Here is a 20,735-nt window from a genome sequence, read left to right as displayed (position 1 = left end):
ACCACATTGTAAAAGGTGTTGGGAGTACTCCTCTTTTATTGGTTGGGAAGTGAAAAACACCTGTCGAAACTTTTAGTTACTTCCCAATAAACTATTGGTTTGTTCTAGGTGTTTTCCTAATGATGATAGGGCGGTTATCATGAATACCTAATCAATCACAAGGCAAAGTAAGGGCTTAGGTTTTCTACGGAATGGAGAGATGATGGAAAGTGTATGGAAAAGAATTTCAAGCAGGTTTTTTCCATATAATTTCCAAAAATGTAGTAGTTTTAGGGTACAACCAGACCAACCAAAATGTCCAAAAAAATAATAGCATTAGTCTTCGCAAAAGCGGAGAAGGAAATAGGGCCTTCTAAGAAAACTCAAAGAGCACAGCATATCTCAGAGGTACTTTTGGAGGATTTTAAATTTCAGATAAACGAAAGAACACTTAGGGACTATTACAGTAAGTTGGTAGAGAAGAATGAGGAAAATCTTGAGCCTATCAAACCTCAAGTAATTGAATATTTGTGTAACTATTTGGGCTATAAAAATTATGCGGAATTTGTTACGTCTCATCCGTCAGAACTTGAAGAGTCAAAGGTTATAAAAGAACCAGTCGTAACAAAAGACCCAGCGCCAGAAGCATCCGATTCAGGAAGGAGTACTTCACTTGATTTCTTTAATCAGGGAAGCAACAAAATTATTATGCTTATATCGGTACTTGTTATAGGCGCATTAACCTATTTTGGTTTTGTAAAGGAAGAGCAGAATTGTATGGTATGGCAAGAAAACCATTATATAAAATCGGCATGTACTGGAGCGCCTCTTGAAGAACCGTATCAAGAACTGCTATTGCAAAATTTTAGGAAAATAGAAGATTTGCACGAAGTAAAAAGCAGACGGGAGCAACACCAAGAACTTTGGTATGTAAAAAAAGGTGGGGAGGTAGAGTTCTTTACCTATTATAATGTACATCCTATATATCATAAAGGCCTACATGAAGTTACAGACTATATGTATAAGACCTATGTCTTAGATAAGTTGGAGCAGTAAAAGTAGTTAGGCGTTAAACATAGACCTCATTCATAAAGCCAATAGGCTACGCCGCCATGGTGAGAGCAAGCGCCTCTGCCTGTAGCTTTAGAAGAAGTGCCATCATTACAAATAGCGCCCACTCTAACTGTTGTAGGTACAGCCTTTTTATGGGGTTTTGTTGTAACGGGTTGGGAGATTCCTAATTCCGTTTCTATACTTTTAAGGGAAGCCTTAGAGCGGTAGCTTGTTGGTGCTTCAGGAGACGTATACGTTTTGTTGGAATAAATTTCTGTAGGAGCTGTGCGCTGTTCCTCAACAGCATCTTGCTTTTGACTGTAGATGAGCAAGCCTAATAATGCTAGTGCAATACTAATCTTAGGGTATTTTCTAACAATACCAATCACAATGCCTAGAAAAACAAGTTTAAGAATCCATTCCATGTGTTGGTAGCGGTGTTAGAAAAGCTTGGTGCTTCAAAGTTCCTAACAAACATAAAATCATAAAACAAAATAACCTTGCGGTTTTCCGTAGGGCATAAAAATTAGGTGATTATATAGTGCTATTTAGTTAGAAAAAATATTGAAATTTTGTCTTGGGAATTAATAATTCAACGGATTGCCGCGCTACACTATGTTACGCTCGCAATGACAGTTGTGTTCGTCATTGCGAGGCACTTTCGCCGAAGAAATCTGTTACTTGTTTGATTAAGTCTTCCTAATCAGGATTTTCTTTTTCTATCAAGGCTATTTTTTTGACTCTACTTCCTGCTTTTAATTGTTTCTCTCTGGCAATAGCATCACCTATGTTTTGAAAGGCTTCATAATACACTAATTTGTTTGTGTTATACCGAGCAGAAAATGATTTTGGATAAAACTTTGTTTTATGCCGTTCCATACGCTGTAGCAAATTACTAGTCACCCCAACATAGAGTGTGGTATTGTTTTTATTAGCGAGAATGTATACAAAACCTAGTTTCATGGTGTTATTGCGAGGAGGGACGACACGGCAATTTGCGGAAGCAATCTGTCTAATTGATATTCTTAGGTAACAGATGGATTTATTCTATTGTATTGCGCTAGCTTTAATCCATTTTCTGAATATTCGTAACTCATGGACGTTGTAATTTTTTTAATCGGGTTTGGTAGGCTTGGCTGTAATTTCGTTTCGCTTTTTCATCTAAAAAAGAAGCTTCAATTAATTTTAATACGGCATCACTTTTAGCCATTAGAGATTTAAATACGTTATATATTTGTTTTTTTGAAATCCCTGCTTGTTCGCCTAACACATAAAACTGTTCTGTAAACTTACCTTGTTTTAAATTAGGTGGTAATAAACCATCTTCTAAAGCAAAATCTTTATCGTCTATATGTAATCTACTGTTTAGTAAATCGTAAGCCGGACTTAATTTAAAATCGCCTAAAGGTGTTTCTATTAGTGAGAAGTTTTTAAAATGCGCATCGCCATTAGAAAACAAATAATTAAAAAGAATAAGCTTAAATAGTTTAATCGATTCTACAGCATAGGCTGGAACATTCTTTTTTAAAATAGTAAACAGCTCTATATAATTACCTCTATATTTAAAATCTTCGCCATGTGTTTGTGGTGTTCGTAGTGCTAAAGATGCAAAATCTTCTTGTGCCCATTTATGACCATCTTCTTTTACATCAAACCGTTTTGTAATATATGCAGGATTACCATTTTTAAAGAAGATGAGTGCATTTTCGGCAGTTTCTATATTAAATACTTGTCTTGCTATTTGCATAGTTAGATGCTCGTTTGCTGGCATTTGATTGGCGTTTTTACCAACCTTAGGTATTGGTTTTAATATGTATTGTCCTTGTTCGTTTTCTTCTACTAAACGTAACTTGTTTTTTTCTAATAGGACCGAAAATTTTTCTTGCACACCAGAAATAGACATGCGTTTTCTGTTTTCTGTAAACAGCGCATCTGTAATGTCGTTGCTTGTTGGGGAATCGTAAGGTAAAAGAGGACTTACTTTTTTACCATTAAATACACGTCTTAAAGCAGTGTTACTATAAGAATCATTCTCTTTAGCAAGTGTACTTGGGCAAACTGTAATTTGTGGTATTGCCATTATTTGTCTAGTTTTTTAATAGTTACTGCACCAATAGTATCTTGTTTTGCTGTCGTTAACAAGATGCCAAAATGATCTTTGGTATCTATACGGTTTTGAAAACAAACCGTTTGCTTGTTAGAGCCTTCTGGTAACATATTATAAAAAAAAGAAAACAAATGTTTAGACGTATATTTTTGTTGTGTTTTAGGTAAGGTTAAACTAATTGCTGGTTTATTAATATCGTTAAACCAACTATCTTGATACGTAAATACAAAACTGGCATCGTCTAACTGTGTCAACATGCCTGCCTTTTCTTTTTTATATAGAACCTCAGCTTGTCTCATTATTTAAGTTCTTTAATCGTAAATGTTAATTCCATACCTAATGCATTACCCAATTTTTGTAACGTTTCTAGGGTTGGATTTCCTTTACCGCTTTCAAATTGTTTAAGCGTACGCAAACCTACACCAGAAAGGTCTGCAAGTAGTTCTTGTGTTACATCTAGATTGTCTCTACGTGTTTTTATAGCTTCTATTAAATCTTTTGAGTGCATTATATGGCTCTTTTTATATAAAAATATGCCTTTTTATAATTTAAACCTAGGGTAAGTGCTTTTTAAAGCACTATTTGTGGTTTTTTGAATTTTCAGAATACTTAATTTGTTAATAGTGCTTTTTATTGCACTATTATGTGTTTGAATATTTAAGAAATATTTTCTAAATGCTTAACAAACAATTCTATCATTTTTCTTCTATGCTGTCTACAATTACTCCAATTCCATTTATCATTATCAAAAATCTTTCACAAACGCTACCCTAATATCTTTATAAAGTTTAAGAATTTCAGTTAGTAGCGCCTCAAGTTCGGCTTCTGTTTTGTATTTTGGAAGATTAAAATTTTCTCGAAAGCCAGGATGTAACTTTTCTGAAATAAAATCAAATCTATTGTAAAGTATCCAATCCTCATTTCGGATTACATATAGACTAGGCTCAACAAGACCGTCATTTACAACTAATCCTAAATTTAGTTCAAATGCTTCATATTCATATTTTAAGGTAAAGAATTTATCTTTTGATACATATGAGAAATTTTCATCCAATGTTTTTAGAATAGCGAGATACCGCTTTGTATTCCTACCACGGAGTCTATTTTCATAATCATTATAATCCAGACAGATTTCTTTATATCTACTAACAAAGTTTATCTTATTTAAGATTAAATTTATATCCAATTTGCAAGGCTTTTCATTTATATGATCTGATACTACAATTTTCCGGAAGGCTATAGATGATAGCGCTAATTATATTACCCCGTCATACCTTCTATAAAAACTTGTACAAACTCTTTCATTTTAGATAAAATGCGTTCACCTATTTCACGTGCTTTTAAAATACTTGGTCTATTGTCTAAGCATTTAAAAACGTCATCTTTTATAGGTTCTTGTCCACTATAGATATACGTGTCAATTAAGGCTTTAAACTGTGCTTTATCTAAATTCTCTTCGTCACAAAGTTTACCCAGTGCTAGTACTTTTTGCTCTTGCCAATAGGTTTCAAATTCATCTTGAATAGTATCTGTGTCATCAATTTTTGGTAGATTTTCATCTATAAATTTTTCGATAAGTTCACGTTTGCTACGCAACATGGTATCGCCCCCCAAAAGATCTAGTATTGCTTTTTTCTGTGCCTTTGCTTCAGACGACTTTGCATTTTTAAGTTTCGCTAATAGCATAAAAATATAAGCTACATTTATAGTATCGCTGTGTATCAACTCTAACTCAAAATCTATATCTGCTAAGATTGATGTTTTTTGTTTTGCGTTAGCCCGCCTTACTTTATCATATAAATCTCTGTATTTTCCTTGGTAACCTGTAAATTCTTGCTCACTTATTGGTAAATCATCCCAATCAAAATCTGAGTAGGACTGTAATACATTCATGTTTCTTAAAAGTCTTCTGAATGTTTGTACAAAAGCAGCTTCATCATTTTCCGTAGCTAAGTCATTAACGCTTTGGTAAGTGGGTGTTATTTCTCGTAGGTTTTTTAGCGCTTCATCAAACTTTTCTGCAATTACCTCATAATCTGGCATGGTTACCACTTCAATAGCATCTTTGTTTGAAAATAAGGTAATGGCATCGTCAGTAGCCTTTTTTAGATTTCTAAAACACAAAATATTTCCTTGAGATTTTTGGTCTCCTAAAATTCTATTAGTTCTAGAGAAAGCTTGTATTAAGCCATGCTGCTTTAAATTTTTATCAACATACAATGTGTTTACCTTTTTAGCATCAAAACCGGTAAGCATCATGTTCACTACAATAACAATATCTAAACGGTCTTTTTCATCATTAAACGTTATTTTTTCACGTTCTTTTAAACGCTTGCTAATGTTTTTAAAATAGTTTTCAAATTGTTGTTGGTCTTTTGTAGTGTAGCTGGTGCTGTACATGGCATTGTAATCACCAATATACTTTTCTAGCTTATCTCTTGAATGGCTTCGTTTGTACGTTTCTTGGGGTTCTGCTGCCATAGAGAGCTCTGCATCATCAGGCAAGAAATCTTGAGCGTCAGTACTATCTTCATTGGTGCCATAGGTAAATATGGTAGCTATGCGCAAATTATGTTCGCCAGCTTCTTTTTTCTGCTGAAAAATATCATAATACTTGATAAGATTATCAATGCTACTTACAGCAAACAAAGCAGAATATGCCTTGCTGAAAGTTTTTTGATCGTGATGTGCTATAATGTAATCTGCAATTTTAGTTAATCGCTTTGGGGAATCTAGCACTTCTTTCTTATCAATATCTTCTACTTCTATATCTATAAAAGTCTTACTCTTGTTTTTGTATTTACCAATATACTCTATGGCAAAGCGCAATACATTTTCATCGCGGATAGCATCTGTTATCACATATTTATGAAGGCAATTGCCAAATAAATCTTTGGTGGTACGCTTCCCTAAGTCGTTTTTAGAAGCATTATCTGCAAAAATTGGGGTCCCTGTAAAACCAAATAATTGGCTGTTGCTAAAAAATTCTGTAATTCTTGCATGGGTGTCACCAAACTGACTACGGTGACATTCGTCAAAAATAAATACGAAACGTTCGTTTTTTAAAGGCGCTAATTTGGTTTTGTTATGCCCAGAAATAGCATTGTTTAATTTTTGAATGGTGGTAATGATTAAATCGGAATCTTTACGAACGCCTTTTTTATCTTTAAATTTCCCTAGAAATTGATGCACCAAACTCGTGGTGTTCTCTGTAGTATCTACACTGCCCTCTTTAAAAGCATTAAACTCTTTCATGGTTTGGTAATCTAGATCTTTACGATCTACCACAAAAACTACTTTGTACACCTCTGGCAAATCCATTAAAATTTGGCTTGCTTTAAATGAGGTTAATGTTTTTCCTGAACCTGTAGTGTGCCAAATATAGCCGTTTTCAGTAGTGTTCTTTACTTGATGAATGATAGCCTCAGTAGCGTAGTATTGATACGGGCGCAAGACCATCATGTTTTTGTAGGTTTCGTTAATGACCACGTATTGCGCAATCATTTTACCTAAATGATCAATATTTAAAAATGCATCTGCAAATTCAGGCAGCTCCGTAATACGTTTATTGTTTTTGTCTGCCCAAAAGAAGGTCTGTAAAACCGACTGTAACTCATTATTTGCCAAATATTTTGTGTTACCACCATTACTAATTACAAATAATTGAACATATTGAAACAAGCCATGAGTACTCCAGAAACTATGTAATTGGTACCTGTTTATTTGATTAAAAGCTTCTTTAATTTCAATACCTCTACGCTTTAATTCTAATTGCACCAAAGGCAAGCCATTTACTAACAGCGTTACATCATACCTGTTTTTATAAGAACCCTCTAAGCTTATTTGGTTGGTAACTTGAAACAAGTTGTTATTCGAATTTTCTGAATCAAAAAAGCGCACATAACACACCTCGCCATTTTCTCTGATAAAACTAAACCTATCCCGTAAGGTTTTGGCTTTTTCAAACACCTTACCTTTTTCTAAATGATTTAAGATCCCATCAAATTCCTTATTAGAATAGGAGGTTTTATTAAATGCCTCAAGCTGACTTTTTAAATTAGCAACAAGTGCAGTAGCATCTGGTACTTTTACAGCGGTGTAACCCAAACCAACCAATTGTTGGATTAGGTTGTTTTCTAGTATGGTTTCGGATTGATGGCTCATTTATGCTTCTAAAAAAATGCTATTATAATTCGTTTCGATTTCCTCAATTTCTTTCTCTTTTAACGCTGAAAATTCCTTTTTTAAAGCTCTTTTTGATAATACCCCATCATTTTGCTCTAAAAAACGAACCAGAATAGCAACCATTTTATCCGGCATTTCAAAATGGTTATCTATATATTTTTTAAAATCATCATAGTTTTGCAAATAGGTTACTTCTTCCGGAATAACACGTTTTAAAGTATCTTCCACACAATCATATAAAAATTCCGCTTGTTTAGTGGCATCAAAGTAACGGTAAAGATCTATAGTGTCATTTGTAACCTCTACATTATGATCTTCGGTTTCATTCCACTCAATATGGTCCAATAAGGGATGTGAATACGATTCTAAAACGTTTTTATAATCATCAATATGGTCCAGTATGGATGACGACACAGGAAAAATAATACCTTGTTGTGTAAAGGCCTTTTTTGCCAAAATATGATGAATAATATACCGATGTAAACGGCCATTCCCATCAACAAAGGGGTGAATAAAAACAAAGCCAAATGCTATGGTAGCTGCTGCTAACACGGCATCATAGGTATCGTCCTGCAATGCTTCATTGGTAGCAATTAATCCATTTAATAATTGTTCAATAGTATCTTCTTTGGCGGAAATATGGTCCGGAATAGGTTCGCCTGTTACGCGGTCATGTTCACCAACAAATCCTCCTTTTTTTCGTAGCCCCATAGCTATAAACCTACTGTTTTCTATTACTATTTGCTGTAAGCGAATTAATTCTTCAATGCTTAATGTTTTTTGACCTGCCTGACCAATGGCCTTTCCCCAACGCATTGCCCTATTATTTCCCGGATTTTCGCCTTCTATGGTAAATGAAGCTTTAGAATCTTTTAACAATAAAAAAGAAGATGCTCTTTGTAAGACATCTTTATGGATACTATTTAGCAATGCATTTTTTTTGCCAGATACATTAGCATTAATATGATTTTCTAATTTTTTGGTTTTAAATATTAATGGGCAAAAGTCTTTTGTTCCGGGAAGGTTGTTTATAATTTTTTGTCTTACGGATTCCTCTCCTTTTATTGCGTATTGTATTTTAGTATCTAATAGAGGAATGTATTTGCGTTTTTTTAAATCAACCGCTACATTAATTTCCTCTTGTTGCAGCCATTCATATAAAAACCAAATTTTTCGGCTGTATTGGCCCATTGGCTCTATATTTAAAATGGTCTCTATTTCATTTTTAGAAATGGTATTAAATAACGATTTAAACACTAAAAGGTTAATGCCCTCATATTTAATTGCAAATACTAGTTGTTTGTATAAGGTTTCTTCTGGTTGGTATGAAGCTGGAAAAACTTTCCAATAATCGGTATTGTATTTTTTACTTTTTTCAGTAATTAGAGATAATGTATTTGGAAATGGTATGGGTAACTTCAATTTTTCTATAATGGCACCATAACCCACTATTTTCCCGTTTTCAGGTGTGGTGTTACCTTGGAATACGGATGTTTTAATTGAAGGTATCTCTATTTCCATGGTTTAGTATTCTATACGTTATACTCAAATATAACTAAAAAAGCGTGCGCAAAATAAAAAAAACGTGCGCATTATTATTTTTTAAAAAAAAACGTGCGCAAAAATTTTAATTAAAAACGTGCGCTAGACTAAAAAAACGTGCGCAAAACAAAATATAATACAAAAAGCATGCGCAATAGTCTTTCATGTTTTCTAAACAAACATTCCCTGCAACAGCCCTTTTTTAAAGCTTTGGGTTTTGGTTATTTGGTTGTTTACGCTTTCTATTTTGGTATCGATATTAGATAAGTAAGTAGCGATTTTTTGTTGTTCTTCAATTTGTGGAACACCTATTTTTAATGTTTTGAGTTGGCTTGAATATAGATGCACAACAGAAACACCTTGTGATAAGCGAGCTATATCAAATTTCAAAGCACTATTTAAATAGTAAGCTAAGAAAATGCCATTATTTGCACTTCGTATTATATTTAAATCCCCTCCAAGTGCAATATTGGCATTTATAACACAGGAAGCCGTTGCGATATCAATTTGAGTTTCTCCAGACGCAGGAATAATAACATCACCCTTTTCACTCATTACTAATTCCTTTTCTGCGACATTCGTTTTAGAGAAAACCTTATCTATAGTTTCTCCGTAAACAGTATATAATTCGCCATATCTTATACACTTTAGCTTGCCATTCAATGAAAGGTCTGCTTTTGAGATTCCTTTTCCTTTTAAAAAGGAAGCTATTTCCCCCAATCGTTTCTCCTCCCAATCCGGATACGCCTTCCCATTTTCATCTTTAAACCTTAGTTTACCAGAAAACAATTGTTGCATGACCCCTTTTTTGTATTGCTCTAAAAGGGCTTTCTTTTTGGTGAGTTGTTGTATTTTTTCATCTACCGCACTTAAAAAAGAAGCTATTTTTTGTTGTTCGGGGAGGGAAGGAAGATTGATTTTTAATGTCTTTAAGTCAGAATTATATACATTACTAATACTTGAACCTTTAGCTAAAGTTGATATCTTTTTTCTTAATTTTTGATTAATATAATAAGAAGCGTAGATTTGAGAATAAATATTCTTGTTTAAAGGTCTTAAAACGTTTATTGTTCTTCCTATAGCAATATTTTCTAGAGTTAAGGCAGAAGCCGAACCAATATCTAATGGGTCTTCACCTGCTGAAGGAAGTAATATTTCATCACCTTTGCTAAACAGTAGTTCTGATTTATCAAGATTTGTTTTATTAATTACATCATTAATCACCTCATTATACATATGATATAATTCGCCATATCGGACACAGGGAGTTTCAAATTCAGGTGACGCTTCATTTTGTTTTATATTTTTTCCTGTAGAAAAAAGAAATATATCACTGAATAAGTATTTAACTATATCCCCATCAAACTCTTTGAAACGGAGTTTTGGTACAAGCGTGCGTGTAGCATCAACAGAGTGCTTCGCTTCACTGCGTTCCATGCGCAGTGACTGTTTGGTTTCAACAGATTGCTTCGTCGTTCCTCCTCGCAATGACGGCGTTGGTTTGTCTGTATGCGCTGCCATTAAAACGGAGTGTTTATGCCCAATTCTTTACAGAAACTGGCGATGGTGGCATCTGTGGCTTGGCTTTGCTCTGCAATTGCTTGCAGTTCTATGCTTACCGTTTCAAGATCAATAGGTTCTTCTTCTTCAAACGTATCTACATACCTTGGTATATTTAGGTTGTAATCGTTTTCAGCAATTTCAGATAGCTGTGCTACATGGCTGTACTTTTCTATATTAGCAGTATCAAACTGTCCGTTTGTATAGTCTTTATACGTGGTAAGTAATTTCGCTATATCTTCTTCACGCAATACATTTTGTGTTTTTACTTTTTCAAAATGTTGGCTGGCATCAATAAATAAGACTTCCTTTTTATTTGTTCTTTGCTTTTTCAACACCAAAATACACGTAGGGATACTGGTGCCATAAAATATGTTTGCCGGTAAGCCAATCACCGCATCTAAATAATTACAATCTTTAATTAAGTACTTACGTATATGCCCTTCTGCAGCACCACGGAATAAAACCCCGTGTGGTAATACCAATGCCATAGTACCATTATCTGCCAATTGGTGCACCATGTGTTGTACAAAAGCAAAATCGGCCTTACTACTCGGCGCTAGTTTTCCGTAGTTAGAAAAACGATCATCGGTCATAAACAGTGGGCTAGCGCTCCACTTTGCAGAAAAAGGTGGGTTGGCTACAATAGCTTCAAAACGCTCGTCTAAATGTTGAGGGCGTTCTAGGGTATCTTCGTTTTTAATATCAAACTTTTTGTAATGCACATCATGCATAATCATGTTCATTCTACACAAGTTATAGGTAGTAGGATTCATTTCTTGCCCATAAAAAGCACTAACCTCTTTTACTTGTTTGGCTACACGTAATAATAAAGAACCAGAACCACAGGTAGGGTCATAAACAGATTTAAGTTTGTCTTTCCCTACGGTTACCAGTTGTGCTAAAATGTTTGATACTTGTTGTGGGGTATAAAACTCGCCTGCTTTTTTACCTGCACCACTAGCAAATTGCCCAATAAGGTATTCATAGGCATCGCCCAAAACATCACTCTCCGTATTTTCTAGGTCAAAATCTATCTCATCTAAATGGGTCAATACTTTTACAATCAGCTCATTTTTATCATTCTCAGATTTCCCCAGTTTAGAGCTTGTTAAATCTAAATCTTCAAAAAGGTTACCAAAATCGTCTTCGCTTTCGGTACCCATAGTACTTTGCTCAATATGGCTCAATACCTTGGCAAGATCACCCAATATAAACTGACTTTTACCGCCAGCATTTCCTCTGCGAGCAAGCTCGCTAAACAATTCTGAGGGTTTTAAGAAGTACCCTAATTTATCTAAAGCCGCACTTTTTATTTCTTTGATAAGAATTTCTTCACTTTCATGACCTTCTATATCATCAAAAGTTAACTGATCTGGTTTTAAAATAATATTGGCATATAACTCCATTTTCTTACTCAGGTATTTGTAGAAAATGAAACCTAATATATAGTCTCTAAAATCATCGGCATCCATCTTGCCACGTAGGGTGTTGGCAATATTCCAGAGTTGCTGTTCTAGCTGTGCTTTTTGTGCTGTCATTAATTTGGTTTGTTGTACTTAAATTAGAGTTTAAAGATAGCAGTTTAGATTAAAAATTAGGGTAATTGTGAATGAAATACGATACTAATTAGTTATATTTTTTTCTCTCGTTTTTCTTCACTGTCCAGTGTCCAGTTAAACCAGAATTCATCAAACAGATCATGTCCTGTTCTTTTTTCTTCTAAACAGTCTGCTAATTGTTCTAGGTTGAAATAAACAAAGTTTGACTTTTTAAGAATTGGTTCATCTCGAACTTCAAAGGTGTGATCTGGTCGTATTAATGCATATTTAACATCCTTTGATCTCTCGACTCCATAGTGTTCTACGATTATTTCTTTATTTCGTTGTAATTGATTGTTATGAATATTAGAGTACATTTTATCTTCGATAATCAAAATTCTCTCTTTTTTATCAACCTTTAACTCAATCCATAGATCAATATTTTTTAACTGTTTTGAAACTTTAATATCTGTAAAGACTAAATTATTGGCATTATTGTAAGCTAAAAGTTGTGTGAGAATTTTTCGGGCAGATTCATGTACGTTAGCATTTACATCTTTATAAATTTCATCGGCACAGTGAATGGTCCATGACATAAAAAAATCTATGGTTTCTTCATATTTCATGGAGTCATAATCATCAATAAAAAAGCTTGGTAGTTTCATAGTCATTTGATTATTTAAATGGTTTGTGCTTGGTACAATACAAAAGAGGTTATTTTTTTGAATTTTTAGATGTAATAATATCTATGGTGTCATCTATTTTATTAAATAATTCAAATTCATTTGAAGTATGAGTGTCAAAAAAATCATCTTGGATTCGTTTCAAATATGAATCACTAATAATGTCTTGTTCTAGGTAATCTTCAAAGTCAGGATGTTTTTCAAGAATTGATTCATTGTCAATTTTTAATTTAGAACGGATAATTTTGAAAAACTTGATTTCGCTATATTCAATTATATCATCTGCTTTAATGGTCGCAATTGCAACTTCAATTAATTTTAATTCATTGGATTCTGATAGCTCAGATGATTTAAGTTCATTGAAGTAATTTTTTAGAAAATGTTGATTATCCTTATTTATAGCAAGTAATAAAGTATCAAATTCAGAGTTAATATCAATCTCACCAAAAATTTTATTTTCTTTATGTAATTGTTGAATCAATTTTACTTCACGCTTGTCAATAACTCCGTCACAGGCCATACATGAAAACGCCGTTTTAAGTAAAAGTTTGTTGAAATTTATTGTTTCCATATTAATTGTTTTTAAAACCAATTGTAGGTCGGTCGTTAGTGTTTTTCGCTAAACCTTCCATTTTAGTTTTAATAGCTACGTAGCTATTTAATTCTTTTAGTGGGATTGAAGGTCTATTGCTATTAATTGTTTCTAGTAGTATTTCTTTTGAAATTCTAGATTTAATTTTTAAAGCTTTTCTTGAAGCTTCATCACAAAGGAACTTTATGTCACTTGAGACATAGTTTTCTGTTGCTTTGGCTAAAACTGAATAATCTAATCCAACCTCTCTAGGTCGTTTTTCTAAATAGAGTTTGAACATTAATTCACGAGCTTCAAAATCTGGTGGTGGTAAATAAATTACTTTATCTAAACGACCTGCTCTTAAAATTGCTGGATCAATCGAATTAGGCCTGTTTGTCGCTCCAATAATAAAGACACCGTCATCACCGCAATTATTCATTTGTGCTAAAAATTCATTTACAGCACTCGTATTCATGTGATTTACGCTTGAATTATCACGATTAGGAACTAAAGCATCTAATTCGTCTATAAAAATGATGCTTGGTGCATTTTCACGAGCTTCATCAAAGAGATTCTTAATATTTTCTTGCGATTGATTTACAAATTTACTTTGTATATCAGAAGGTTTTATTTGATAAAAATTAAAACCAATTTCCTCTGCCATTCGTTCCGCAAAAAATGTTTTTCCACAACCTGGTGGCCCATAAAGTAACATTCCGTTAGGAATAGTTAACCCATATTCTGCATACTTTTCTTTATCATTTAACGCATCAATTACATCTAATTGTATGGTTTCTTTGAGTTCTTGCATTCCTGCAATGGCTTTGAACCCTTGACCGCTCTTTATATTTTTTAATTTTGGCATGATTGGCTCTTCTGAACTAGCAATTTGCTTAATTTCTAATTCTCCATTAATCGCTTGGATAAATTCTTTTATATTTTTAAAGCGATTTTCAGTATTTGGTTGTAATGCCTTACTTATGATATTTTGTATTTGTTCATCTATATTTTTTGCAAACTTTAAAGGTTTCTTACGCTCTTCTAAAACAGCATCTTCTAGTTTTATTTTATCTGATTTGTATTTTGAAATTTCCACAAACCAAGGTGGCAAACCAAAAAGTAAATGATAATATAAAACACCAACTGAAAACACATCACTTTGCACAGAAAATACTTTGTTGAAATTTTCGTTGGCTTGATAAAATGGGTTTAAACCATCTTTTAAAAAATCTTTGTTTGACTGGCTTAAATATCTCGCATAACCAAAATCAATGATCTTTGGAATTTCCACTTTACCAGATAAGTCAGTCATAATATTTAGGTTCGTAATATCATTATGAATTATTGGCTTCTCGAGATTATGCAAATAGTTTAAACCATTTAAGACGCCTGAAACTATATCTTTTGCACCATAAGGATTGAATGTTTGCTCTCGCTTCATTTTATCGGCTAGCGTTTCGCCACTAATAAAGTCGAGAATTACAAAAGCATATTTTTGCTTTTCTAAAAGCAATTCGCCTTTATCACAATACTTGACCAAATTAGGATGTTTAATTTGTTTTAAAATCTCAATTTCTAAAATGTCACCATTGTCATTAAATTGTGTTCTGTCTAATTTAGAATAAACAAACAGTTTTAATAATTTTGTTTTGCCACCTTGGTCTTTTACACGATAGGTTTCTGCGTAATTTCCTTTTTTTAAAAAAAAGGAGACTGTGTATTTATTTGCAATACGTTGCCCTTTGGATAATATGTAATTTGGTTTATTCATTTGTATTAACCTACTAAAACATTGTTATCTCCACTAGGCACTTCATCTTGTGGCAATAAATTAAATAATGAAATTAATATTTGTCTTAATTCTTCTGCATCAGGATTTGCAGATATTTTACTAAGTCCACTATTTATTAATTGTCTAGCTCTATTTGAATCTTTCCAATGGTAGCTTCCAAAATTATCATTGAAGCTTTGTAATAACCCAATAAGTTGATAAATATATGTGAGATCAAAGAAGAGACTATTAATTTCTTCCAAAAGAACGTTTCCAATTTTTACATCTTTAGCTTTAATAATTTCATCCAATTGTGATCGTAATTGAAGAACCAATTGAGTGGATTTATTATTTCCTAAATCAGTATTGGCTTCTTCTAACTTGTAAAAGTCTTCTTTCAATTGTTCTTCTAATTTTGGCCATTCAGTGGTTTCGTACAATTCATCAATTGTTTTTAGTGTCTTTCTTAAATTGGTTAAAATTTCTTGTTTGCCATCAACATCATTTTTGTTATTTTCAAACGATTTGTCAAGTTGCTCTAATTCAGATTCAATTTTTTGAAGTTTTATATCATTAGAATTACCATCTTGTTTTAATTCTGTAACACTTCCTTTAGCTTTTCTTATTTCATTGGCTAACCAAGAAGTTTCAATTGAAGTTTTTGTGCTATCCACCTCTATTTCTGCTGTATAGTCTAAGTAAGGGAAATATGCCGTAACCGTTATTTTTTCAGACCTATCAATATTTACGGTTAAATCAACATCTTGATTTTCTGGTAATAGTGTCGGTAAATCTGCTCCGCTAATCAAAATATCTGTTACGTGTTCATTATAAATAGCCCTTGTGCCTTCTGATGCATACTCACCTTCATAGACTGGGATTTTTATGAAATCGGAGTCCATTCCTGGACGAATTTGATTTTGTGTTTTCAATCCATTTAATGTTCCTACTGCGGGTATGGATTGATTTTTTTCTAAACCTTTAATAGTTTTGAATCTAACTTTTCCCGTTATCTTATCTTTCAATTCTATTCCAAAATTGTAAGGAAGCGTAGCGCTTCCAATTTTAGAGCCTTGTATTACACTAAAAGATGAAGGTTCACTTTCTAAAATATCTCCTTTGTCGTCATATAAAACAACATCAAAAATATTCGTTTTTCCTTCATTTAGCTGAATTTCGACAATTTCGCCAATAGTGTTTATTTCAATTTTTCCACTAGACCAAGCTTTATCTCCTCTAGTAACTTCTGCAAATACTTTTTCAGGGATTTCGCCTTCTGTTTTATCAGCCAAAATTTTGATTGGCACATACTCTTCTGTTTCTACTGTAGAAGATTCATTCGCTATATCTAACTGAATTTTAGTTTTATCTCTTGTTTGTTCTCTTACTTCTTCTGAAACGTCAACTGTTGAAGCATACAATGCTGCACCTTTTGAAACTACTGTCATTGGGTCTGCACTTGTATCAGGTTTACAAATTTGTGTTTCTAACATTTTTCGCAAAACAGGCGAAAAAGTTGGGCCACCAACAAGTATTAGCGAATCTAATGACGAGCCTTTTAAATTATTTCTTTCTAAAAGGTTTTTGCTAACATCAATTGCTTTTTGAAAAACAGGTGAAAGGGCATTTGATATGTCAGTTTGTGTAACAGTTATATCTAATTCAAATTCTTCTCCTTCATCATCTTCTCCGGGAATGTCTCCTAAATCTGAAAGTATATTGTGTGTATCATTGAATGAAAGTTTTATTTTGGTTTCTTCTGCATAAAATTTCATTGCATTTCTTAAAATTTGTTTTTTAGAATCATCTCCTAATATGGAATCAATTGCAAAATTTTCTTGTATGTATGGCAATATTATTTCATCAACAATAGCAAAATCTAAATTTTTACCTCCAAGATAATTATCTCCTTCGGTATCAATCACTTTCATAATACCTTCCTCAACTTTTAAAAGTGCTGCATCAAAAGTTCCCCCACCAAAATCAAAAACGAGCCAAAATCCATCCTTTTTATCGGAATCTAATCCATAGGCCATTGATGCTGCAACGGGTTCTTGTAATAACTCTATATGGTCAAAGCCAGCTAATTTAGCAGCTTCTCTTGTTGCTTCTTTTTGATTGTTTTTAAAAGCCGCTGGAACTGTAATGACGATAGAATTAACATTTTCATCTTTTACAAAAGATTTTAAAGTTTTTAAAACTTCTGCCGATAATTCTTCAGATGTTAAATCTCTTCCAAGATTTGAACTTGAATAGGATTTATCACTTCCCATTGTTCTTTTAAATTCTATATATGAATTGGAATCAGAATCATTCCAAGTTTTCATAGCTTTTAGCTTATCTCGTTTTAGAGCATTGTAAGCACTATCGCCAACTTGTATCGCTTTCTTTTTGTTTATGTAAACTGAAGAAGGCATGGTGTCTTTTAAGGTGTCAGTTTTTTTTATGGTTGCTTCTCCATTTTCCATTCTTGAAATTGCGGAATTAGTAGTTCCTAAATCAATTCCGTAGTCAATTTTTGTTCTTGCCATTTGATTTTTTTTATTCGCCTACGCTAACTTCTATTTGTGCAGCTTGTATCATTTCGCCTTTGAAGTTTACTTGTGGTTTTATTATTCTTGATATAATTTGTTTCCCTGTTTCTAAATCTTCGTTAGGTGTGAAGTTTGCAGTTACTTTCATCCCTTCATTATATTCTTTACCTAGCATTTCAACTAATTCATAACCGTTTGATGCAAAGTTGTCTTGAATGCGTTGAACAGAAGAACCTAATTGTTTTAATCCTTTTGTGCTCTCGTCCATTCGGCTTAAATTCTTTTGAATCCTTATAACTTCATCTGCTACTTTTAACGCTAGAGAATGGTCTGCTTTTTCGTTTGAAGTTGTAGGTTGTACTTTGGTTTCTTCTAGTTTTAATTTCAATTGTGTTTCTAAGACTTCTACCAATTTGTTGTCTAATTTCACGCTTTTTTCTTCTAAAGCGGTTTTGGTATTCTTTATTTGAGTTTCAACATCTGTTTTACTCGATTGAATACGTTTGCCTAATAGCCAATAAACCAAACCACCTAATAAAAGTGTTGTTAAAGTTGCAATTATCCAATACAATCGATTTTTGCCTAAACTACTATCTAATTCTGAAATTTTGGAATTTGCATTTTCGTCTGTTTGTTTAATTTTTGTTCCTAATTCTGTTGAATTGGTTACAATATTTTGACTGTTGTTTTTTATCAGTTGATTTAAACTGTCAATGATATATTCTTGTTTTTGGGATTTGAGATTTAATGTTTCCAAGCCCTTTTTATGTTGGTTAAAAAGGTATCGTTGGTTGTTCAGCTTTTTTGTCAAAGCATTTATTTCTTGTCTTTGTTGAAAGACATTGTTTTTTATTATTGGTATTTCTTTTACCAAAATAGAATCTTGTTGCTGTTGCGCAAAAAGATTAGATACTGCTACAAGAGCAATTATTAGTAGTGTTTTTTTCATAATTAATTTAATTACAAGCTTTAAGTAAAAGGATAAATAATATTATTCCACCAACCCATTTCAACCAATCTGGTATTCCTTCATTTTCTGTTGATTGTGGAGTAGATGCTGTTCTTGTAGATGATGTTCTAGTAGCAGTTGTTGCTATTCTTGTAGATTCCCAATATTGTAGATATTTAACTTTGATTTTGTGTGAATAACCCAATTTTCCGAGTATAAAGTCAACTAATTTTTTGTAATCGTTGATTTTAGAAGTATTTTGACTGTTCTTGATTTTTACGATATTCTCTTTTGGTATTACATCGATAATTAATTCTGTTGCTTTATCCCAATCAATAGAATTCATAATCATTTCTGTTACTTTAGACCAATTTATTGATTGACCATACCCCATAGAAGCCTCTTGTTTTTTTACTTGTGCCATTAATTGCACAGCATTGTTTTCATAAGCAGATTTTATAGATTCCAATACATCAATCGCTTGTGAAAGTTCCCTGTCTTTCATTTCTTCAAGTGTAGCTAGACTGTCTTGGGCTCTTTCTTTAGTTAACTTACCAACCGCTATGCTATCTGCAATTTTAGTTAACTTTTGCGCTGATTGGAGATAATTGTTACTTGCATTATCTTCTTTACTTTTATTGAAATAATCAATTCCACATTGCATTATTTCATTTGCTAACTGGTCCGCAACTGTTTTATATTTTAAGTCTGTCCTTCCTATTAAAGAGTGTAGAAGAATTAATTCAGCTTTACATTTATTAGCTAAATTTAATCCGTATTGATATGCATCACTTTTGTTTTTCTTTCTTTTGTTTTTTGTGCTTTCAATTAGGCTCTCAATATTGTGGATTGGTTCTTCTGTAAATTTTTTTGAAAGATATTTTTGTATTAAATCATTACAATTACTAAATAATTGTAATGTTTCCGTGCTTGAATATTGGTTTTTGAATTGCATTAGTAATTCATCAATCAATTTTTCTATTTGTTTTTCACTATCAATTGTAAAAGTTTCATCAGCAACGGTATGGACAAAGTTTTTAAAAAAATCTGATTCAATCAGTTTTACTTTAGCGTTAATACCGTCCTTTATATCATCTTGAGATTCGCTCAATAATTTATAAGTTCCTAAATTACTGAAGGCCGAGAAATTTTTAGAATTTACTTCTTTATTTTGGGTTACTTTTTTCCATATTTCATCTGCTTTTTCGTCATTACCATTCTTAAGATATTCAAATGCCGTATTATCAAAAGGACTTGCATTTAAAAACCAAAACAAGGAGAAGTTTACTTTATCTTGGTTTTGTTCCACATTTGAAAATGCCTTATCAATTAAATCTTCTGTTCTTGTTATATTTCCAAGAACATCAAAATCAAAATCAGATTTAATTTCTTTTCCAACCTTTGAGAATGCTCTAATTTTGGTTTTTTGCTTTTGTAATTCTCTTTCAGAAGCATTTGACAGAATACCAGCAATACGGTATGGGTTATTTTTTATTATTTCCATGTTTTTTAATTGATGCCAGAAAATTAAGATCAAAATTTTAATCTAGACTGCGGTTTTCCACAGTGACCCTCATTTTTTTTATTTAGGGCTATACTTTGATAGACTATCTTTATCTTTTTTTAACGGAAGAATACATGAATACTCGCAATATATTTTTTAAAATAATGAGAAGAATAGTAGTAAATACGGGTAGCTCGGTACTAAAAAGCATTATTTTAGTTTTAGTGCTTTTATCGTCCTTAGGATGTAAAAAAAATAACAATAAAAAAGACCATCAATTTGCTTCTTTTTTTAATGCAGTTCAAGATTCAACGGTAAAGGACACATTAAAACCCAAATATTTAGAAGCTAAAATCATAAGAATTTTAGATGGTGACACTGTTGAGGTATTATATGGAGAGCTGCCCATAAAATTACGATTAGCACATATAGATTGTCCAGAGAAAAGAGGAAAGCAGCCTTTTGGAAATAAGGCTAAAATAGCCTTGTCAGATTTATGCTTTGGACAAATGGTGCAAATCGATTCAGATAAAAAATTTGATCGTAATGGTAGGTTAATTGGAGTGATTTTTAATGCAGACGGGTTGAACGTAAATAAAGAAATGGTGCGGTTAGGAATGGCGTGGCACTATAAAAAATACTCCGATGATATGAGTTATGATCTTTTAGAAAAAGAAGCCAGAAAAAATAAGGTGGGCTTATGGATAGATCCAAACCCCATCGCTCCGTGGGCTTTTCGTTAGTAATACTATC

Annotated in this window: 18 protein-coding genes; 2 read left to right on the top strand and 16 right to left on the bottom strand. The window is 32.7% G+C overall.

What is annotated here, in order from left to right; all coding sequences use genetic code 11:
- Window positions 1–294 precede the first annotated feature (294 nt).
- Window positions 295–1,035 carry a hypothetical protein gene (locus tag GQR94_RS04895; protein ID WP_158974420.1) on the top strand — a complete coding sequence of 247 codons (741 nt, stop codon included), beginning with the start codon at window positions 295–297 and terminating at the stop codon, window positions 1,033–1,035.
- Between the two features lie 26 nt (window positions 1,036–1,061).
- On the opposite strand, the gene GQR94_RS04890 is transcribed toward GQR94_RS04895, so the two are convergent.
- The 16 genes from GQR94_RS04890 to GQR94_RS04815 form a co-directional block, all read right to left on the bottom strand.
- The gene (locus GQR94_RS04890) at window positions 1,062–1,457 is read right to left on the bottom strand and encodes a hypothetical protein (RefSeq protein WP_158974419.1); all 396 of its coding nucleotides are present in this window, start codon (window positions 1,455–1,457) and stop codon (window positions 1,062–1,064) included.
- Between the two features lie 274 nt (window positions 1,458–1,731).
- Window positions 1,732–1,995, bottom strand: a complete 264-nt coding sequence (locus tag GQR94_RS04885) for a GIY-YIG nuclease family protein (RefSeq protein WP_158974418.1) — start codon at window positions 1,993–1,995, stop codon at window positions 1,732–1,734.
- A 130-nt stretch (window positions 1,996–2,125) separates the two neighbouring features.
- Window positions 2,126–3,112: a type II toxin-antitoxin system HipA family toxin gene (locus GQR94_RS04880; RefSeq protein ID WP_158974417.1), complete on the bottom strand. Its 987-nt coding sequence runs from the start codon at window positions 3,110–3,112 to the stop codon at window positions 2,126–2,128.
- Window positions 3,112–3,438, bottom strand: a complete 327-nt coding sequence (locus GQR94_RS04875) for a HipA N-terminal domain-containing protein (RefSeq protein WP_158974416.1) — start codon at window positions 3,436–3,438, stop codon at window positions 3,112–3,114. Before GQR94_RS04875 ends, GQR94_RS04880 begins: the two co-directional genes overlap by 1 nt.
- Entirely contained in the window at window positions 3,438–3,647 is a 210-nt protein-coding gene (locus tag GQR94_RS04870; RefSeq protein ID WP_158974415.1) for a helix-turn-helix domain-containing protein, read from the bottom strand. The genes GQR94_RS04875 and GQR94_RS04870 overlap by 1 nt, the downstream gene beginning before the upstream one ends.
- A 237-nt stretch (window positions 3,648–3,884) precedes the next feature.
- The gene (locus GQR94_RS04865; protein WP_158974414.1) at window positions 3,885–4,325 is read right to left on the bottom strand and encodes a hypothetical protein; all 441 of its coding nucleotides are present in this window, start codon (window positions 4,323–4,325) and stop codon (window positions 3,885–3,887) included.
- Between the two features lie 74 nt (window positions 4,326–4,399).
- Window positions 4,400–7,303 (bottom strand): type I restriction endonuclease subunit R, encoded by a 2,904-nt coding sequence (locus GQR94_RS04860; protein WP_158974413.1) that lies wholly within the window; start codon window positions 7,301–7,303, stop codon window positions 4,400–4,402.
- A complete protein-coding gene (locus GQR94_RS04855; protein WP_158974412.1) occupies window positions 7,304–8,845 on the bottom strand; it encodes a Fic family protein in 1,542 nt (513 codons plus the stop codon).
- A gap of 192 nt (window positions 8,846–9,037) precedes the next feature.
- The gene (locus GQR94_RS04850; protein WP_199271536.1) at window positions 9,038–10,387 is read right to left on the bottom strand and encodes a restriction endonuclease subunit S; all 1,350 of its coding nucleotides are present in this window, start codon (window positions 10,385–10,387) and stop codon (window positions 9,038–9,040) included.
- Complete coding sequence (locus tag GQR94_RS04845; protein ID WP_158974411.1) at window positions 10,387–11,967, bottom strand: type I restriction-modification system subunit M; 1,581 nt, start codon at window positions 11,965–11,967, stop codon at window positions 10,387–10,389. Before GQR94_RS04845 ends, GQR94_RS04850 begins: the two co-directional genes overlap by 1 nt.
- Before the next feature lie 92 nt (window positions 11,968–12,059).
- The gene (locus GQR94_RS04840; protein ID WP_158974410.1) at window positions 12,060–12,632 is read right to left on the bottom strand and encodes a PD-(D/E)XK nuclease family protein; all 573 of its coding nucleotides are present in this window, start codon (window positions 12,630–12,632) and stop codon (window positions 12,060–12,062) included.
- Window positions 12,633–12,681: 49 nt separating this feature from the next.
- Window positions 12,682–13,221 carry a TerB family tellurite resistance protein gene (locus GQR94_RS04835; RefSeq protein ID WP_029444890.1) on the bottom strand — a complete coding sequence of 180 codons (540 nt, stop codon included), beginning with the start codon at window positions 13,219–13,221 and terminating at the stop codon, window positions 12,682–12,684.
- A 1-nt stretch (window position 13,222) separates the two neighbouring features.
- Entirely contained in the window at window positions 13,223–14,995 is a 1,773-nt protein-coding gene (locus GQR94_RS04830; protein ID WP_158974409.1) for an AAA family ATPase, read from the bottom strand.
- Window positions 14,996–15,000: 5 nt separating this feature from the next.
- Entirely contained in the window at window positions 15,001–17,526 is a 2,526-nt protein-coding gene (locus GQR94_RS04825) for an Hsp70 family protein (RefSeq protein WP_158974408.1), read from the bottom strand.
- Between the two features lie 10 nt (window positions 17,527–17,536).
- Entirely contained in the window at window positions 17,537–18,478 is a 942-nt protein-coding gene (locus GQR94_RS04820; RefSeq protein WP_158974407.1) for a hypothetical protein, read from the bottom strand.
- 7 nt (window positions 18,479–18,485) lie between these two features.
- The gene (locus GQR94_RS04815) at window positions 18,486–19,982 is read right to left on the bottom strand and encodes a hypothetical protein (protein ID WP_158974406.1); all 1,497 of its coding nucleotides are present in this window, start codon (window positions 19,980–19,982) and stop codon (window positions 18,486–18,488) included.
- A 164-nt stretch (window positions 19,983–20,146) separates the two neighbouring features.
- Here GQR94_RS04815 and GQR94_RS04810 point away from each other — a divergent pair, with 164 nt between their 5' ends.
- Window positions 20,147–20,725, top strand: coding sequence for a thermonuclease family protein (locus GQR94_RS04810; protein WP_233268639.1), 579 nt, complete (start codon window positions 20,147–20,149; stop codon window positions 20,723–20,725).
- Window positions 20,726–20,735 lie beyond the last annotated feature (10 nt).

It is taken from the genome of Cellulophaga sp. L1A9 (assembly GCF_009797025.1).
Taxonomy (GTDB): Bacteria; Bacteroidota; Bacteroidia; order Flavobacteriales; family Flavobacteriaceae; genus Cellulophaga.
This window is presented reverse-complemented; position numbering and strand designations above follow the sequence as displayed.

What these genes read in the sequence shown, in the direction of transcription:
- GQR94_RS04815 (WP_158974406.1), bottom strand. Translation starts at nt 19,982, where the DNA reads ATGGAAATAATAAAAAATAACCCATACCGTATTGCTGGTATTCTGTCA.
- GQR94_RS04850 (WP_199271536.1), bottom strand. Translation starts at nt 10,387, where the DNA reads ATGGCAGCGCATACAGACAAACCAACGCCGTCATTGCGAGGAGGAACG.
- GQR94_RS04845 (WP_158974411.1), bottom strand. Translation starts at nt 11,967, where the DNA reads ATGACAGCACAAAAAGCACAGCTAGAACAGCAACTCTGGAATATTGCC.
- GQR94_RS04885 (WP_158974418.1), bottom strand. Translation starts at nt 1,995, where the DNA reads ATGAAACTAGGTTTTGTATACATTCTCGCTAATAAAAACAATACCACA.
- GQR94_RS04830 (WP_158974409.1), bottom strand. Translation starts at nt 14,995, where the DNA reads ATGAATAAACCAAATTACATATTATCCAAAGGGCAACGTATTGCAAAT.
- GQR94_RS04840 (WP_158974410.1), bottom strand. Translation starts at nt 12,632, where the DNA reads ATGAAACTACCAAGCTTTTTTATTGATGATTATGACTCCATGAAATAT.
- GQR94_RS04835 (WP_029444890.1), bottom strand. Translation starts at nt 13,221, where the DNA reads ATGGAAACAATAAATTTCAACAAACTTTTACTTAAAACGGCGTTTTCA.
- GQR94_RS04895 (WP_158974420.1), top strand. Translation starts at nt 295, where the DNA reads ATGTCCAAAAAAATAATAGCATTAGTCTTCGCAAAAGCGGAGAAGGAA.
- GQR94_RS04860 (WP_158974413.1), bottom strand. Translation starts at nt 7,303, where the DNA reads ATGAGCCATCAATCCGAAACCATACTAGAAAACAACCTAATCCAACAA.
- GQR94_RS04880 (WP_158974417.1), bottom strand. Translation starts at nt 3,112, where the DNA reads ATGGCAATACCACAAATTACAGTTTGCCCAAGTACACTTGCTAAAGAG.
- GQR94_RS04875 (WP_158974416.1), bottom strand. Translation starts at nt 3,438, where the DNA reads ATGAGACAAGCTGAGGTTCTATATAAAAAAGAAAAGGCAGGCATGTTG.
- GQR94_RS04870 (WP_158974415.1), bottom strand. Translation starts at nt 3,647, where the DNA reads ATGCACTCAAAAGATTTAATAGAAGCTATAAAAACACGTAGAGACAAT.
- GQR94_RS04890 (WP_158974419.1), bottom strand. Translation starts at nt 1,457, where the DNA reads ATGGAATGGATTCTTAAACTTGTTTTTCTAGGCATTGTGATTGGTATT.
- GQR94_RS04825 (WP_158974408.1), bottom strand. Translation starts at nt 17,526, where the DNA reads ATGGCAAGAACAAAAATTGACTACGGAATTGATTTAGGAACTACTAAT.
- GQR94_RS04810 (WP_233268639.1), top strand. Translation starts at nt 20,147, where the DNA reads ATGAGAAGAATAGTAGTAAATACGGGTAGCTCGGTACTAAAAAGCATT.
- GQR94_RS04855 (WP_158974412.1), bottom strand. Translation starts at nt 8,845, where the DNA reads ATGGAAATAGAGATACCTTCAATTAAAACATCCGTATTCCAAGGTAAC.
- GQR94_RS04820 (WP_158974407.1), bottom strand. Translation starts at nt 18,478, where the DNA reads ATGAAAAAAACACTACTAATAATTGCTCTTGTAGCAGTATCTAATCTT.